This is a genomic window from Lawsonibacter faecis (assembly GCF_014287675.1).
GTDB classification, from domain to species: Bacteria; Bacillota; Clostridia; order Oscillospirales; family Oscillospiraceae; genus Pseudoflavonifractor; species Pseudoflavonifractor faecis.
Map to the genome: position 1 here is coordinate 120,322 of NZ_JACOPQ010000001.1, position 17,207 is coordinate 137,528.

The 17,207-nt window shown below is 52.9% G+C and carries 15 protein-coding genes; all 15 read left to right on the top strand.

What is annotated here, in order from left to right:
* Positions 1-34 precede the first annotated feature (34 nt).
* Entirely contained in the window at positions 35-1,084 is a 1,050-nt protein-coding gene (locus tag H8S62_RS00555) for a DNA cytosine methyltransferase (RefSeq protein ID WP_186918158.1), read from the top strand.
* Complete coding sequence (locus H8S62_RS00560; protein WP_186918159.1) at positions 1,084-3,882, top strand: ATP-dependent helicase; 2,799 nt, start codon at positions 1,084-1,086, stop codon at positions 3,880-3,882. Before H8S62_RS00555 ends, H8S62_RS00560 begins: the two co-directional genes overlap by 1 nt.
* A 210-nt stretch (positions 3,883-4,092) precedes the next feature.
* Positions 4,093-5,553 (top strand): ParB/RepB/Spo0J family partition protein, encoded by a 1,461-nt coding sequence (locus H8S62_RS00565; protein ID WP_186918160.1) that lies wholly within the window; start codon positions 4,093-4,095, stop codon positions 5,551-5,553.
* Positions 5,554-5,835: 282 nt separating this feature from the next.
* Positions 5,836-6,189: a DUF7768 domain-containing protein gene (locus H8S62_RS00570; protein WP_186918161.1), complete on the top strand. Its 354-nt coding sequence runs from the start codon at positions 5,836-5,838 to the stop codon at positions 6,187-6,189.
* On the top strand, positions 6,179-7,246 hold the full coding sequence (locus H8S62_RS00575; protein ID WP_186918162.1) for a DNA cytosine methyltransferase: 1,068 nt from the start codon (positions 6,179-6,181) through the stop codon (positions 7,244-7,246). The genes H8S62_RS00570 and H8S62_RS00575 overlap by 11 nt, the downstream gene beginning before the upstream one ends.
* Positions 7,233-7,946: an antirestriction protein ArdA gene (locus tag H8S62_RS00580; protein ID WP_186918163.1), complete on the top strand. Its 714-nt coding sequence runs from the start codon at positions 7,233-7,235 to the stop codon at positions 7,944-7,946. The genes H8S62_RS00575 and H8S62_RS00580 overlap by 14 nt, the downstream gene beginning before the upstream one ends.
* 83 nt (positions 7,947-8,029) lie before the next feature.
* Entirely contained in the window at positions 8,030-8,464 is a 435-nt protein-coding gene (locus H8S62_RS00585) for a PcfB family protein (RefSeq protein WP_186918164.1), read from the top strand.
* On the top strand, positions 8,451-10,289 hold the full coding sequence (locus H8S62_RS00590; RefSeq protein WP_186918165.1) for a VirD4-like conjugal transfer protein, CD1115 family: 1,839 nt from the start codon (positions 8,451-8,453) through the stop codon (positions 10,287-10,289). The genes H8S62_RS00585 and H8S62_RS00590 overlap by 14 nt, the downstream gene beginning before the upstream one ends.
* 100 nt (positions 10,290-10,389) lie before the next feature.
* Positions 10,390-10,602: a Maff2 family mobile element protein gene (locus H8S62_RS00595; protein WP_186918330.1), complete on the top strand. Its 213-nt coding sequence runs from the start codon at positions 10,390-10,392 to the stop codon at positions 10,600-10,602.
* Positions 10,603-10,613: 11 nt separating this feature from the next.
* Positions 10,614-11,480 carry a VirB6/TrbL-like conjugal transfer protein, CD1112 family gene (locus tag H8S62_RS00600; protein WP_186918166.1) on the top strand — a complete coding sequence of 289 codons (867 nt, stop codon included), beginning with the start codon at positions 10,614-10,616 and terminating at the stop codon, positions 11,478-11,480.
* A 14-nt stretch (positions 11,481-11,494) separates the two neighbouring features.
* Complete coding sequence (locus tag H8S62_RS00605) at positions 11,495-12,280, top strand: DNA-methyltransferase (RefSeq protein WP_186918167.1); 786 nt, start codon at positions 11,495-11,497, stop codon at positions 12,278-12,280.
* Positions 12,277-12,885: an MT-A70 family methyltransferase gene (locus H8S62_RS00610; protein WP_186918168.1), complete on the top strand. Its 609-nt coding sequence runs from the start codon at positions 12,277-12,279 to the stop codon at positions 12,883-12,885. The genes H8S62_RS00605 and H8S62_RS00610 overlap by 4 nt, the downstream gene beginning before the upstream one ends.
* Positions 12,863-13,246, top strand: a complete 384-nt coding sequence (locus tag H8S62_RS00615) for a PrgI family protein (protein WP_186918169.1) — start codon at positions 12,863-12,865, stop codon at positions 13,244-13,246. The genes H8S62_RS00610 and H8S62_RS00615 overlap by 23 nt, the downstream gene beginning before the upstream one ends.
* Entirely contained in the window at positions 13,167-15,560 is a 2,394-nt protein-coding gene (locus tag H8S62_RS00620) for a VirB4-like conjugal transfer ATPase, CD1110 family (RefSeq protein WP_408059044.1), read from the top strand. Before H8S62_RS00615 ends, H8S62_RS00620 begins: the two co-directional genes overlap by 80 nt.
* Positions 15,541-17,196, top strand: coding sequence for a CD1108 family mobile element protein (locus tag H8S62_RS00625; protein ID WP_186918170.1), 1,656 nt, complete (start codon positions 15,541-15,543; stop codon positions 17,194-17,196). The genes H8S62_RS00620 and H8S62_RS00625 overlap by 20 nt, the downstream gene beginning before the upstream one ends.
* Positions 17,197-17,207: the final 11 nt, after the last annotated feature.

The following is a 17,207-nucleotide window of genomic DNA, read 5'->3' on the forward strand; positions in this document are numbered from 1 at the left end:
ATAAATTTACTTCCCAATTTTAGGATGTGATTATATGGATAAGTCTTTCGCTCCGATTGCTGTTGACCTTTTTTGTGGTTGTGGTGGGGTTACAGAGGGCTTAAAGCAAGCTGGCTTTACTGTTATTGCGGCAGTAGATAATAATTCCATTTGCTATAAAACTTATATACTAAATCATCCTAATGTTACATTTTTTAATAAAGATATAAGAAAAACGAGTGCTCAAAGTATAAAAAAACTTTTATGCGGTCAGAAGTTAGACCTCCTAGTCGTATGTGCACCTTGCCAGCCTTTCAGTAGACTTAATAAATCTGTAAAGCCTGATGAAAGGGTTTATCTTATATTGCAGTCTATTCGCTTTGCTAGAGTTCTAAGACCCCAATACATTTTTTTTGAAAACGTTCCTGGGTTATCTAAAAACAATATTGTTATGGATACACTTAAGGGGGGATTAGAAAAGCTAGGCTATGTACTAACTTCCCCTGTTGTCGTTGATGCAGCTGATTATGAAGTGCCGCAAAGACGTGCTAGATGTATTATCGTAGCATCACAAAAAAAGGTTGATCCCTTTATTTTGCCGCCTCCTGTTACACCAAATGGGAACAGAAAAACCGTCAGGCAAACAATTGCCGATTTGCCTGAGGCTCCTATAGGAGAAAATTTTGAAGACCCTTTGCATTTTAGTCGAAAGCATAGTTCGAAAGCATTAGAGCGACTCCGGCATATTTCACACGATGGTGGCAGTCGAAATGAATTGCCTGCTTCACTCGTACTTGCATGCCATAAAAAGCTTGAGGATGCAGGTGAACCTAAACATTATTGTGATGTTTATGGAAGAATGCGATGGGATAGTGTATCTCCAACTTTAACAACTGGATGTACAGACATAACGAAAGGGCGGTATGCTCATCCATGTAAAGATCGTGCAATTACACTTCGCGAAGCTGCTTTACTACAAACCTTTCCACTAACTTATAAGTTTAGCGGTACACCTGGTGAGGTCGCAATGCAAATTGGTAATGCGGTGCCAGTTAACCTAGTGAAAAACTTGGCAGGTGCCTTTTTACCTAAAGGAGAAAAATGATGAAGTATACAAAGCATCAACTTGAAGCCCTGAACTATAGGGGTGGGAACTTACTTATCATCGCATGTGCAGGAAGCGGTAAGACTCAGGTATTATCGCGTAGAATTGCCTTATTAGTTTCTGAGGGTACCCCCAGAGACAGCATTGTTGCTTTCACATTTACAGATATGGCAGCTGGTGAGTTGAAATCGCGTATCCGCAAAGAAATGGCTAATCTCCAAGAAGATGGCCTTTTAGAAGATGCCTCATTAGGGGATATGTATGTAGGTACTATACATAGTTTTAGTCTTCAGTTGCTTAAAGAATTAGATGCCTCATATCGCAATTATGAAATTATTGATGAAAAACGTCAGGCCGCAATAATTGTTTCACAATATGAAAATTTTGGATTAGAGCAACTAAATGGAAAATCTAAAATTGATACTATAAAGCGATTTATAGAAACTCTGGAAATCTTATACCGTGAAAATATAAATGCTGATACATTATCTAATCCTGTTTTAGTTGAAGCTATTAAACGTTATAACAACTTTTTGAAATCTAGTCCAAACTGTTTTTTAACATTTAATGAAATAATTGCGGAATTAACTTTGCGTTTACAAATGGATAATACGTTACTCAATCAGGTGCGAGAAAAATTTACTAATATTTTTGTAGATGAATATCAAGATGTCGATGATAGACAAGAATTACTTATATCTCTTTTAAGTGATACCGGTCGCGCTGTAAATATTTGTGCAGTAGGCGATGATGATCAAGCAATATATCGTTTTCGTGGCGCCACGGTTGAAAACATTTTAAATTTTTCTACTAAATATCCCAATGTGAAATCAATAGCAATGACAAGCAACTTTCGATCTACACATGCCGTAGTAGAAATTGCAAATACAGCAGTCTCAGGCTGCAAAATCGGTAGAAAAAATGTGCCTGGATTAGCTCGGCGACTTCCGAAAACAATGGAAGCCAAGCACTATAGTGTGGAGACTGACAGTTTTGAAGAGACCATGTCGGAACATGGAGATATATGGAATTGTACGTTTAGTTCAGAAGATGATGAAGCAGAATATGTAGTTGATAGGATACAAGAACTGGTTGGTTTGCCTTGGAATGAAAACGGTGTGGAGAGAGGCTTATCATATGCAGATATGGCCGTTCTTTGTCGTAGTATAAATTATGCACGTCCTCTCATGGATGAATTGGATAAACGTGACATAAAATATATAGTAAAAGGAGCAAAAGGGTTATTTGAGAATAGAGAAATAAAAATTATTCACACGGCGTTTTGTTTGATAAGTAACAGTCAATATGTCATTCCTGATCCAGATCGTTACAATCACTATCTTTTTTACGATGAAGCACAGACTCGGGATGTACTCCGTACCTGCATTGATTTTATGCGTGACACGGGCCGTATGCCTGGCGCTGATAGTAACACCTTTTTAGCATGGATTGCTCAGAAGAGTTTATTAGTGAGTCGTATGCGCACTCGTGAAGATAGAGAACGGTATAACCTTCCAAGAAGGTTGTACCCCCAAGACATATTTTATGAAATGCTCGAACAGCTTGGCGCTAATTTAGCACAGTGGGATGAAGCTATTTTATATAACCTTGGTAGGTTTAGTGAGCTTATCTTAGCCTTTGAGTCCGTCCATCAATGGGTAACCCCATCCGAATTATATTATTTTACATACTATCTTGGATATTGGGTCGCCAGAGAAGCAAATGATATAAAGCATCAAGATATTGGTGGTCAGAATGCCATACAAATAACAACGGTTCATCAGGCAAAAGGTCTTGAGTGGCCAGTTGTATTTATTCCAGCTATGACCAGCAGAAGATTCCCTTCTCAGATGAGGAATGCTGGCGATGAACACTTGTTAGCCTCAAGTGAGTGCCTCGGAAGGCCACGCGCTACCGATGATGCAACGGAAGTACGTGAGCGGTTTGATGAGGAACTGCGACTTTGGTATGTCGCGTTAACAAGAAGCAAAAAGTTCCTTTATATATCAGGTATAGAACGCCCCAAGACACATCAGTCAGAATTTGCAGCAAACATAAGGCACAATTACGTTTCCACTGATCCGAATATAATTTTTGACCGCCCTAATCGAATTGATTCAGTCGTCCCAATAGACGCTACACTCTTGCCCACATCGTTCAGTGATTTGAGTTATTATTGGAACTGTCCACATGATTATCAACTGCGGCGCCTTATGGGGTTTAGTCCTGGTGTTAGCGAAGGATATGGCTACGGACAACAAATTCACAATTTCTTAGCCCTTCTTCATGATACAATTGTTAAAAATCCAACCTTGGTAAACGACAATTGGGTGGATACACAAATTGATAGACATTTTAACTTGCGGTATACACGCGGGGATCCTTTGGATGCAATGAAAGCTGCTGCAAAGAGGATAATTAAAAGGTATATTTATGATGATCCTAACTTGAGCAGCAAAGTCTTAAAAGCGGAAAAACCATTTGAATTTATCATTGGAGACGCACTTATTAGTGGAACGATCGATCTTCTTAATAGGGTAGACCACGAGGACGCAAATGACCGAGTTATAGAGTTAGTCGATTTTAAAACAGGAAAACTAGGGGAAGATCTCGACGTAAACGCTCGTATTGAAAGTGTGACTAAGCAACTATTACTCTACGCTATTGCCTCGGAAGACGCCTTGGGGTATGACCCGCAATTGGCAACCGCACATTTTTTATGTGCAACTAGTGATCATCGTCGTATAAATATAGATTTAATTGACGATGCTAAGGAGCATATGTGCCCTATAAAATAGGAAAACTACAAATACAAGGCTTTTCGGAGCCTACAACACCCAACAAAATAAAACAGAGCTATCACATTACGCAAAAGGCCGCCCGGTCAAGACCAAGGGCGGCTTTTTTGCGTGGAAAGCTCGGAAGGAGGCAGGATTTTTCAAAAAAATAAGTGCAAAATTTTCAAGTGAAATTTTGTGCAACATTACAAAAAGATAGGAGGTTAGCAAATGGAAGAAAAGAAACAGCCCACGGGCGCGGAGGAGCATAACACCCCCGAGGCTCCCGTAGCTGATGGGCCCGGTACTACCCCGGCCCAGCCCGCTCCCGGCGATGTGGTTGTACCCTTTGAGAAAATCGAGGAGCTGATGGCAGAACAGCGGGCGGCGGCCCGCCATGCTGTGGAACAGGCCGAACCGCTTACCCCGGAGGCTCCCACTCCCAGCCAGCCCGAGAAAGCGACTGAACAGGCCCCGGAGGAAAAGCCGCAGGAGGAGGTTGCGGCTGAACAGAAAAAGCCCCGCCGTGGCCGTCCCCCGAAGGCTGAAAAAACGGAGCAGGCCGCACCCAAGGCAGACAAAGAGCAGACGGCGGCAAAGCCTCGCAGGGACCGCCCACCCAAGGCTGACAAGGCGGCCCCCGACGAGGCCCAGCCGCCCAAACCTCGAGACAAAGTGTCCCAAGGTAAAAAGGCCGCAACGGTCAAGGAGGCTCCCGCCCCGGAACAGGCCGCCGCTGGCGGTGGTGCTGGCCCCGGTGCCGGGATCGCGGCGGAGCCCCAGACACCTACGCCCCCGCCCCGTCCTGTGGAGGAGGGCAAGCTGGTCTATCTGAAACTCTCCGAACTCCACCCGTTCCACACATTCCGTCCCCATCCGTTCAAGGTCACGGACGACGCCAAGATGCAGGAAACCGTCGCATCCATTAAAGCAAACGGCGTTATGGTTCCCGGCCTTGCCCGCCCGGAGAAAGACGGCAACGGTTTTGAGATTATCGCGGGCCACCGCCGTACTCGCGGCAGTGAACTGGCAGGGCTGGAGGAAATGCCCTTTATTGTCCGGGATATGACCGACCAAGAAGCTGTGCAGGCCATGCGGGACAGTAACAAGCAGCGAGATCAGACACTTCCCAGCGAATTGGCCTCCCTGCTGGATTTGGAAGTGGAGGCCATCAAGCACCAGGGCGGGCGGCTGGACGGCGTTGCTCCCGGTGATGTGGGAAAACGCTCTGTTGAGATCGTTGGCGAAGCGCACGATATGAACTACAAAAAGGTCATGCGGTATCTTCGCCTTAATTCCCTTGTCCCGGAGCTGCTGAGTAAGGTGGACGAGAAGGGGCTGGGTTTCATGCCCGCCGTGGAGCTCTCGTACATCAAACCGAAAAACCAGAGGTTGATTGCCGTGTCTATCGACGGTGAGCAGTCCTCGCCCTCCCACGCCCAGGCGAAACGGCTTCGGGAGCTGGATCAGGCGGGCAAGCTCAACGGCGATGTGATTGATGGTATTCTGAGTGAAAAGAAAAAGGAGGATCGCGGCGTGATTATTTCTATGGCCGAACTGGAAAAGTATTTTGGCAAGGAGGTCACTCCTGTCAAAATGAAGGAGCAGATCATGTCCCTGCTGGACGAATGGAAAGAGAAACAGCCGCCCGAGCTGAAAAAGCCCGAGAAAAAGGCGGATTTGGAGAAGTAACCTCGAGACACTTTGTCCCGAGGTTTTTTCATGCCCTTTCGCAGAGGGCTCTTTGGATTTATCCCCCGTCGCCGCTCAAACCAAAGCGCAGTCGGGAGCTGCCTGTCAAGGGGGCATGGCCCCGCCGCTTGCGGCGGCTTGCCCTTGACGGGCGGCCCCGGCTGTGCTACTCCCAGCGGCGCGACGGGGGTATATCCTCCAGAGCCGCCCCCTTTCCCATGATTGGGAAAGGGCGGGGGGATTGGGCTGAACCTACATTATAAAATATCGGAGGTATTCAATATGAAACGACCCCTTGCGTATGTTACCGCCGCATGGTACGGCGGCGACAGCGAAAATGCGGAACGGGCGGCGCAGTATTGCCGCGCTGTGTATGAGGCGGGCTTTTCGCCCATCTGTCCCACCCTGTATCTGCCCCTGTTCCTCAACGACGCTGTTCCTGAGGAGCATAAAAGCGGCATTGATATGAGCCGTGACCTGCTCCGACGCTCTCATGTGCTGGTGGTGTGCGGCCATACCGTCACCGAGGCCATGAAAAACGACATCGCCGTTGCCCAGCGGCTGGGGATCACAGCGACCACCCTTGAGGGCATTTTGACCGTCAAGGGACAGGGCCGCAGACGAAATGACGATTAAGCTGGGGAGCCTGTTTGATGGGATCGGGGTGTTCCCGCTGGCGGCAGCCCGCTGCGGGATCACCCCGGTATGGGCCAGCGAGATCGAAAAGGCCCCTATCTCCATCACAAAACGGCACTTCCCGGATATGGCCCACTTGGGCGACATCACCCGCATGGACGGCGGGGCCATCCCGCCCGTCCATGTGCTGACCTTTGGATCGCCGTGTCAAAACCTGTCCCAAATCGGCAACCGGGACGGCTTGGCTGGCGCAAAGTCCAGCCTGTTTTTTCAAGCGATCCGCATTATCAAAGAAATGAGGGATGCAACTGACAATCTATTTCCAGTTATCGCTGTTTGGGAAAATGTCATGGGAGCGTTTTCATCAAATGACAGGATGGACTTTAGAGCCGTGCTATCCGCGTTCAACGCCGCCGACATTCCAATGCCTGCTTCTGGAAGATGGGCAGGAGCCGGAATGGTGCGAGGGGGAACGCCTGACCTCTCATGGCGGCTCATGGACGCCCAATATTGGGCAAGCCCCCGACTGGCACGACGGCAGCGTATCTTCCTCGTGGCGGATTTTGGAGGTCGACGCTCCCACGAAATACTATTTAAGCCCCGCCCAATGCACCCACTTTCTGAAGCTGGCGGAGATCGCGGGCTGTCCTCCCCCGAAGGAGATCGAGGCACTTTTCTTGAAGCAGGGGGGCGCGTACCCGTCACCCGACCCTTTCAATGCTTCCGTATGCGGGCGTCGGCCAAAGACAGGACGCAGGAAGCGTTCCGAAACAGCTTCGGATTACCAACTGACCCTTTTCCCACTCTTTTAGCGGGCGGCGTGGCTCCCTTTGCCTTTTGGTATGAGGACGATCCCGCCGGGGGCTTTGTTAGGTTTCCCACGGAGCTGGAGTGCGAGCGTCTGATGGGCTTGCCCGAGGGCTGGACAAAATACGGCGCAGGCGGCGAGGAAATACGGGCGGCCAGCCGCTATAAGGCATTGGGGAACGCCATCGCCCTGCCCTGTGCCGAGTACATTATGGCGGGGATCAAGGAGGTGCTGCATGACCCTGTTTGAAGCCTATGTTACCAACGCCGGGAAGTACGCCGACTATGGCGTGGATGCTGGGGAAATCTTAAAGTTCCCCACCACCACCGAGGAGGTGCAGTCACTCTTAAAGCGGATCGGCGTGGACGGTGTGCGGTATCAAGAGATTTTCATTGTTTCTTTTGACGGTGATGTGCTGGGCCTGTATGACTATCTGAGCGAATATGAAAATCTGGACGAGCTCAACCATCTGGCCCATCTGCTCTCTGAACTGGATCAAGGTGAACTGGAAACGCTGGAGGCCGTTCTCAACAAGGGCGACCATACTTCCAGCGTGGCCGACATCATCAACCTCGTTCACAATCTGGATTGCTACGACCTCCACCCCGGCGTATCGGACGATGAAACGCTGGGGCGCATTTATGTGGAGGATATGGGGTTACTGGAGGTGCCCGAAAATCTAATCAACTATTTTGACTTCGAGGCATACGGGCGGGATATGCGGCTGAACGAGGGCGGGCACTTTGCCCCCGGCGGCTATCTGACCCGAGTAAGCAACAACTTTGTAGAACTGTACCACGGGATTGAGGACATTCCCCCTGAACACCGGGTATTCGCTTACCCCCAGCTTTCCATCCGGGAGCAGATGGCGGCCTACAAAGAAATTATTGACGGCTCCGCCCGGGACACGGCCAAGCACCGTATCATTCCGGGACACGAGGAGCGTTAGAACTTCGGGACACTTTGTCCCAAAGCAAGGAGGTGGTATAGCTGGTTGACGAAGATATTTCCCGGCGCACAATCGCAATTTCCATGAAGGCCAGTAAGCTGACGGCCCGAAGCCTTGCCTATGCGCTCCGGGCCGTTGGCCGTAAGGTTGCCAAGGCCCGCCGGGAGGCCCAAACGCCCCACGGCAAACAGAGCGTGAAAAAGCTCATGGCCCACGGCGCGGCCACCAGCAGTATCGAGGTGGACGCGCCCAAGGTATTTGACCGGGTAGCCCGGAAGTGGAATGTGGACTACGCCTTTTACAAGACCGGGCCGGACAAATATCTGCTTTTCTTCAAGTCTGGACAGGCCGACGCTATGACGGCCTGTTTTTCTGAATACTCCCGGAAGGTGCTGGATAAATCCAAGTCTCGGCGCGTCCCCATCCGGGAACAGCTCAAACGGGCGGCGGATCAGCTTGCCAAGGAAAAGCCCCGCCAGAAGGAGCGCGTAAAGGAGGCGGCCCATGCGGACAGATAAAATCAGAAAATATGTACTTCCCAATATCCCGTATCTGTTTATCGGCTGGGCCTGCTTGAAAATGGGGATGACCTACCGTCTGGCCGCTGGTGCGAACTTCGGGGAAAAGCTGCTGGGGCTGATGCAGACCATCGGCGTGGCCTTTGCGGATTTTTCGCCGGGGCTTGATCCCTTTGACTGGCTCATTGGCATTGTGGGCGCTGTGGCTTTTCGGCTACTGATCTACTTCAAAAGCAAAAATGCCAAAAAATATCGCCGGGATGAGGAATACGGCAGTTCCCGTTGGGGCGGCCCTAAAGACATCCAGCCTTTTGTCGATCCAAAGTTTGAAAACAATGTCATTCTCACCGGGACGGAGCTTCTCACCATGAACACCCGCCCGAAGATCCCGGCCAATGCCCGCAACCTCAACGCCTGTATCATCGGATCGTCTGGCTCGGGCAAAACCCGCTTCTGGCTGACCCCTCAGCTTCTTCAAGCCCATTCCTCGTATGTGGTGGTTGATCCCAAGGGCGGTGTCCTCGGGCAAGTGGGCTACTTCCTGCAAAAAAAGCGGGGATATAAAATCAAGGTTTTTAATAGCATTGATTTTTCCAAGTCCATGCACTATAACCCGCTGGCGTACATCAAGAACGAGGCCGACATCCTAAAGTTTGTCAATGCGCTGATCTCCAACACCAAGGGAGAGGGCAAGGAGGGCGATCCGTTTTGGACGAAGGCCGAGACACTTTTGTATTGTGCGCTTATCGCCTATATCATCTTTGAGGGCCCCGCCGAGGATCGAAACATGAACACGCTGGTGGACATGATTTCCGGGATGGAGGTCAAGGAGGATGACGAGGACTTTATGAACGCCGTGGACTATATGTTTGCGGGGCTGGAAAAGCGCAAGCCCGATTGCTTCGCCGTGAAGCAGTACAAAAAGTACAAGTTAAGCAGCGGCAAGACGGCGAAAAGCATTTTGATCTCCTGCGGCGCTCGTTTGGCTCCCTTTGACATTCCCCAGCTCCGGGAAATTATGTCCTATGACGAGCTGGAGCTTGACCGCATGGGCGATAGGAAAACAGCTACTTTCTTTGTCATCTCTGACACGGACAGCACCTACAATTTTTTGGTGGCTCTGGCCTTTTCGCAAATGTTCAATCTGCTCTGTGAGCGGGCAGACAATGTGCATGGGGGCCGCCTGCCCCATCATGTGCGGGTGCTTTGGGACGAGGCGGCTAACACGGGACAGGTGCCGGGGCTGGAAAAGCTGGTGGCCGTCATCCGCTCCCGCGAGGTGTCTTTGGTTCTCCTGTATCAGCAGTTGGCCCAATGCAAGGCCATTTACGACAAACACGCTGAAACGATTTTGGGAAACATGGACAGCGTTGTGTTTTTGGGAGGCAGAGAGGCCAGCACCATCAAGGAAATATCCGAGAACTGGCTGGGCAAGGCCACCATCTCTATGCAGACCGAGGGGCGCTCCCGTGGGCAGTCTGAAAGCTACAACCAGAACACCCAGCGGCTGGGCCGGGAGCTGATGACCCCCAGCGAACTGGCGACCATGCCCGGAGACAAGTGCATTTTGCAGCTCCGGGGCCTGCCGCCGTTTTTCTCCAAAAAGTACGATTTGAAGCAGCACCCCAATTACCGATACACGGCAGAGGCCGATAAAACCAAAAACGCCTTTGACCTCGACAAGCTCATCAACCGCCGCAGGCGGCCCGGGCTGAACGAGGTTTGCGAGGTGTACGAGGCGGCGGTGCCCGAAGATGCGCTCACAGCCGAGGACGAGGACATCCTGAGCTATGACGACATCGACGATCCCGACGCTTTTGTATAAATCACTTCGAGACAAAGTGTCCCGAAGCAGTCACTTGCCGCCCACACCGGGCGGCTTTTTTCATGGCCGGGGCTATGACCCCGGAGAAATGGAGGAATATATGCAGTTTTTCGCTTCCGCTATCACTACTTTGCAGACCCTTGTTGTTGCTCTCGGCGCTGGCCTCGGCGTGTGGGGCGTTGTCAATCTGCTGGAGGGCTACGGCTCGGACAATCCCGGTAGCAAGAGCCAGGGCATGAAGCAGCTCATGGCTGGCGGCGGTATCATCGTGATTGGCACCACTCTGATCCCCCTGCTGTCTGGCCTGTTTTAAGGTAACGGCTTATGGGTATTCTCACCGAATGGATCACGGAATGGCTGAAAGGGCTTTTGATCGAGGGGATCATGGGAAACCTCACAGGGCTTTTTGACACGGTGAATACCCGAGTCGGAGAGATCGCGGTACAGGTGGGAACGACCCCGGCGGCGTGGAACGCTGGGGTTTTCTCCCTCATACGGCAAATATCCGAAACGGTGATTTTACCGATTGCCGGACTGATCCTAACCTTTGTTGCAACCTATGAACTGATCCAGATGCTCATAGACAGGAACAACCTGCACGACATCGACACATGGCTCTTTTTTAAGTGGATATTCAAAACGGCGGCGGCCATCCTCATTCTCTCCAACACATTCAACATTGTAAACGCGGTGTTCGATGTGTCGCAGAGCGTGATTGCCCGATCCTCTGGCATTATTCAAGGCTCTACGGACATCACGCCGGGGATGCTGGACACGCTGGAGGCCACCTTAGAAACGATGGGCCTTGGGGAGCTGCTGGGGTTGTTTATGCAGTCCATGCTGATTGGCTTTACCATGACTGCGCTGAACATTATTATTTTCGTTCTTGTCTATGGCCGTATGCTGGAAATCTATATGCTGACCAGTTTGGCCCCCATCCCCGTGGCGACCCTATCTAACCGGGAAGTCGGGCAGATGGGCCAGAATTACCTAAAATCCCTGTTCGCCGTTGGTTTCCAAGGCTTGCTCATTCTGCTGTGCGTGGGCATCTACGGCGTGCTGGTGCAGGGTATCTCCACCAGCGGCGACCCCATCGGGGCCATTTGGGGCTGTGTGGGGTACACGGTTTTGCTCTGCTTCATGCTGTTCAAAACCGGGTCTATCAGCAAAAGTATCTTTGGCGCACATTAGAAAGGGGCGTGATTATGGCCGATACTTCCGCTTTGGGACAGAGTGTCCCGAAGTCCCAGGAGGGACTTTTCCTTATGGACGGGATCGAGGGGCTGCTGTCCTTACCCCGTCATTCGGTGGATATGCTTTTGACCGATCCGCCCTACGGCACGACCAAAAACTATTGGGATGTGCCTTTGCCGCTGGATGCGCTGTGGGAGGCGGTGCGCTGGGCGGTCAAGCCCAACGGCGCGGCCCTGTTCTTCGCTCAATGCCCCTATGACAAGGTGCTGGGGGCGTCCAACCTTGCCATGCTTCGGTATGAGTGGATATGGTACAAGGAGCGCGGGACAGGCTTTCTCAATGCCAACCGCGCCCCGCTGAAAAAGTCGGAGAACATTCTGGTGTTCTATCAGAAGTCCCCGGCCTACTTCCCGCAGTTTACTTATGGGGAACCGTACAGCAAGGTACACGCCCGCAAGGGCTCCAGTCCCAACTACGGCAAGTTTGAACGCCAGGGCTCGGCATCCAATGACGGGCGGCGCTATCCGGGGAATGTGCTGTTTGTGCAGACGGTGGCGCATCCTGCTCACCCCACACAAAAGCCCGTGGAGCTGTGCGAGTATCTCATTAAAACCTACACCCGCCCCGGCGAGGTGGTGGCAGATCTCTGTGCTGGCTCCGGGACAACCGCCGTGGCCGCTCTCAATACGGGCCGCCGCTTCGTCTGCTTTGAAAGCGCCCCGGCCATCTATGGCCCCGCCGTCCAGCGCATTGAACAGGCGCGGCTGGCCGTGGCCCGTGGCGAGAAAGGAGAATGACCATCGGTAAATATCCCATCATATACGCCGATCCCCCTTGGCGGTACGCCCAAAAGGGGTTGCAGGGGGCGGCGGAGCACCATTACCCCACCATGAGTATCAATGAATTGTGCGCGTTGCCTGTGGCCGAGCTTGCGGCCCCGGACAGCGCACTTTTTATGTGGGCGACTTTTCCCCAGCTCCCGGAGGCCCTGCGGCTCATAGAGGCGTGGGGCTTTACCTATAAAAGCGTGGCCTTTGTCTGGCTGAAAAAGAACAAAAAAGTGGATAGCTGGTTTTACGGGCTGGGCTTCTGGACGCGGGGCAACGCTGAAATCTGTCTGCTGGCAACACGGGGCCACCCCAAGCGGCAGGCGGCCAATGTCCACCAGTTTATCATTTCTCCCATTGAAGCCCACAGCAAAAAGCCCGACGAGGCCCGTGACAAGATCGTGGCCCTCATGGGTGATCTGCCCCGTGTGGAGCTGTTCGCAAGGCAGACCCCGCCCGGCTGGGATGTGTGGGGAAACGAGGTGGAGCCCACGATCCCGGACTTTGGGACAAAGTGTCCCGAAGTGAAAAACGGCAGAAAGGAGGCCAATCATGCCGTATGTGAATGTACCTAACGACCTATCCAAAATCAAAACCAAAATCGCCTTTAACCTCACCAAGCGCCAACTCGTCTGCTTTGGCGGCGCGGCGTTGGTGGGCATCCCGGCCTATCTGTTTTCCCGGAGCTCCTTTGGCAGCACCGGGGCCATGTTCGTCATGCTGGTGGTGATGCTCCCGGCGTTCATGCTGGCGATGTATGAGCGGGATGGCCTGCCCTTTGAAAAGGTGGTGCGGAACATCATTCGGGCCAAGTTCACCCGGCCCGGCATCAGACCGTACAAAACGCAGAATATCTATGCTCCGTTTGCGGGAAAGGAGGAGCCTATTGCAGACAAAAAGCAAACCCAAAAAGCGCGGCACCGCAAGGGCCGCTAAAGGCCGGGCCGGACTTTCGGCCCAGCAGACCATTCCCTATATCGCCATGCACCCGGACGGCGTGTGCCAGCTCCCCGGCGGCGTTTACACGAAAACCGTGGAATACGAGGATATCAACTATTCCGTAGCGTCCACCGAGGATCAGACGGCCATCTTTGGCGGCTGGAGCTCATTCCTCAATTACTTCGACAGCTCCCTGCCGTTCCAGCTTTCCTTTATCAACCGCCGCTCCCGTGACCGCAGCCGCTACAAGGTGAATATCCCGCCCGCTGAGGACGAGTTCAACAGCGTCCGGGAGGAGTACACCTCCATGCTGAAAAACCAGATTGCCAAAAGCAACAACGGCATTGAGCGCACAAAATATATCACCTTTGGACTGCCCGCCGAGGGCGTGGCCGAGGCCCGGCCCCGTCTGGAGCGTGTGGAGGCCGATGTGATGGGCAACTTCCATCGGCTGGGCGTTCAGTCGGAGCCGCTGGACGGGCGGGATCGTCTGGCCCTGCTCCATAGCCAGATGCACCCCGGCAACCGGGAGCCGTTCCGCTTTTCGTGGAGTGACATTCCCAAACACGGCCTTGGCACCAAGGACTACATCGCCCCGGATAGCTTTGACTTCCGGGACAGCCACACTTTCCGGGTGGGCCGGTATTGGGGCGCGGCGTCCTATTTGCAGATTTTGGCGTCGGAGCTCTCTGACAAGCTCCTTGCCGAGATTTTGGAATTGGACGCGGAGCTGACCGTTACCATGCACATTCAGACGGTGGATCAGCTCAAGGCCATTAAGACCATCAAGGGAAAAATCTCCGACATTGGCCGCATGAAGGCCGAGGAACAGAAAAAGGCTGTCCGGGCAGGGTACGATATGGAGATTTTGCCGCCCGACCTCATCACTTTCAGCAAGGACGCGGCGGAGCTTCTGGCCGATCTCCAGTCCCGCAACGAGCGAATGTTCCTGTTGACCTTTACGGTGGTGAACATGGCCCCCAACCGCCAGCGGCTTGAAAACGATGTGTTTACCGTGGGCGGCATCGCGCAGAAGTACAACTGCGCCTTAAAGCGTCTGGACTGGCAACAGGAGCAGGCGTTTGTTTCCGCGCTGACCCTCGGCTATAACGAGCTGGAGATCCAGCGGGGCATGACCACCAGCTCCACGGCGATTTTTATTCCCTTTATGACCCGTGAGCTCCGCATGGGCGGGCAGGCCCTCTACTACGGCATGAACGCCCTTTCCCACAATGTCATCATGGCTGACCGCAAAAAGCTGAAGTCGGCCAACGGAATGTACCTCGGCTCAACAGGTAGTGGTAAGAGCTTCGCGGCCAAGCGTGAACTGCTCAATGTATTTCTCGCCACCAATGACCGCATTGTGATTGTTGACCCAATGGGTGAATATGTCCCGCTGGCCCGAAGGCTGGGAGCCCAGGTGATTGAGATTGCCCCGGACAGCCCCAACCACCTAAACCCGATGGACATCCAACTGAATATGAATGGCGGCGAAAGCCCTCTATCCATGAAGGCGGATTTCCTCTTGTCCCTGTGTGAGCTAATTTTGGGCGGCAAGGAGGGCTTACAGCCCATCGAGCGAACGGTCATTGACCGTTGTGTGCGGCAGGTCTACCGGGAGATGGCGCTGGGACTGGAAAATGCAAAAACGCCCCTGCTTCAAGATTTGTATGAGGAGCTTCTGAAACAGCCCGAGCCCGAGGCAAAGCGGGTGGCAACGGCGCTGGAACTCTACTGCACAGGCTCCCTTAACCTGTTCAACCACCACACCAATGTGCAGACCTCAAACCGGGTGGTGTGCATCGTGCTGAAGGGCATGGGTGAAAACCTCCGCAAGATCGCCATGCACATTACCAATGAGTTTGTCACCCAGGCAGTAGATGAAAACTACCGGGCGGGGGTGGCGACTTGGTGCTACTTCGACGAGTTCCATGTTCTGCTCCGTGACCAGTTGACCGCCAGCTACTTTGTGGCCGTCTGGAAAATGCTCCGTAAAAAGGGCTGTGTGCCGTCGGCCTTGACGCAAAATGTGAAGGACTTGCTGGCCAGCGCGGAGATCTCAAACATTCTGGACAACACCGATTTCATGGTGCTGCTATCACAGGCCCAGAGTGACCGGGCGATTTTGGCAAAACAGCTCGGCATTTCGGAGCACCAGCTTTCCTACATCACCCACTCCAATTCGGGCGAGGGCCTGTTGTTTTATGGAAATGTGACCATCCCGTTTATTGACCGTTTCCCGCGTGGTGAGATTTACGATCTGCTGACGACCCGCCCGGAGGATATGGCCCATGAGCGAAAAGGCGAGTAACGGCACTTCGGGACAAAGTGTCCCGAAGTCCCCTAAATCCAAATTCCGACACAAGAGCCGGCAGGAACAGGCGGCGGAGTCCAAGCTCCGTATGGAAAAGCGGGGCGAAAAGCTGGACAAGGCCAAGGAGAAGCTGGCAAAGCAAAAGCCGCCCAAGCGCCCCGGCCCGGTGAAACGGGCGGGCCGGGCGGCTGGCGGCAGCGTTCACGCATTTGTCCACGGCAAAATCTACGAGGTGGAGCATGAAAATGTGGGCACCGAGGGCGCTCACCGCTCCGAGCTGGTGGGCGAGTCTGTTCTGCGGCATGGTACGCGCCATGTAAAAAAGGCCATCCGGGAACACCCGGCAAAAGCAGTCCGCAAGGCCGAGGCCAGGCATATCAAGGCTACGGCGGATTATCAGTTTCGGGCGGCGGCTCTGGAGCATCCCGAGCTGGACAAGGGGGCCTTTTCCCGGTATCTGCAAAAGCGGCGCATCCAAAAGCAGTATGCGAAACAGGCGCGGGAGGCCGCAAAGCAAGGGGCAAAGGCCGCTGAGAAAACGGCTGTCACCACGGAAAAGCTGGCAGCCCGGACGCTGGCCTTTGTCAAGCGGCATCCCGTGGGCGTAATTATTGCGCTGGCCTGCTGTCTGCTGATCTTCTCTCTCCAGTCCTGCGTTTCTTCTATGGCGTCGGTTGGCAACGGTCTTGTGGGGGCGGTGGCGGCCAGCACCTATGTATCCGAGGATGCCGATATTTTGGGAGCCGAAGCTGCCTACTGTGCCTTGGAGGACGAGCTGCGGGAGTATCTTGCCAGCTACGAAAGAACCCACGGCTATGACGAATACCACTTTGACCTCGACGAGATCGAGCATGATCCCTATGTGCTGATTTCCATGCTTTCCGCTCTCCACGAAGGGGCGTGGACGGTGGATGAGGTACAAGGTACGCTCCAATCCCTTTTTGAAAAGCAATACATTCTGACCGAGGAAGTGGTGGTGGAGGAACGCTATTACTACGAAACGGACACATGGACGGATGACGAGGGCAATACCCATACGGACAGATACCGGGTGTACTACGATTACTACATCAGCTATGTCACGCTGGAAAATTTCAACCTGTCCCATGTTCCGATCTATACCATGTCCGAGGAACAGCTTTCCCGGTATGCCCTCTATATGGCTACGCTGGGCAACCGCCCCGATCTGTTCCCGGAGTCCGGCTATGTGCCCAAGTACACCAACCCGCCCCCGGAGCATGACATCCCGGAGGAATATCTGGCCGATGAAACCTTTGCGGCTATTCTGGCGGAGGCGGAAAAATATGTGGGCTTCCCCTATGTGTGGGGCGGCTCCAATCCCAGCACTTCCTTTGATTGCAGCGGCTTCGTGTCCTATGTCTATAATCAATGCGGCTGGGACTTCGGGCGGCTGGGAGCCCAAGGGCTCTACAACATTTCCACCCGGACAAATAACCCCAAGCCCGGCGATCTGGTTTTCTTCACGGGAACCTATGACACCCCGGGCGTTTCCCATTGCGGCATTTATGTGGGGGATGGCTGGATGCTCCATTGCGGCGACCCCATCAGTTACGCCAATCTGAACAGCAGCTATTGGCAGTCCCACCTATATGCCTACGGCAAACTTTATTGACAAGGAGGATT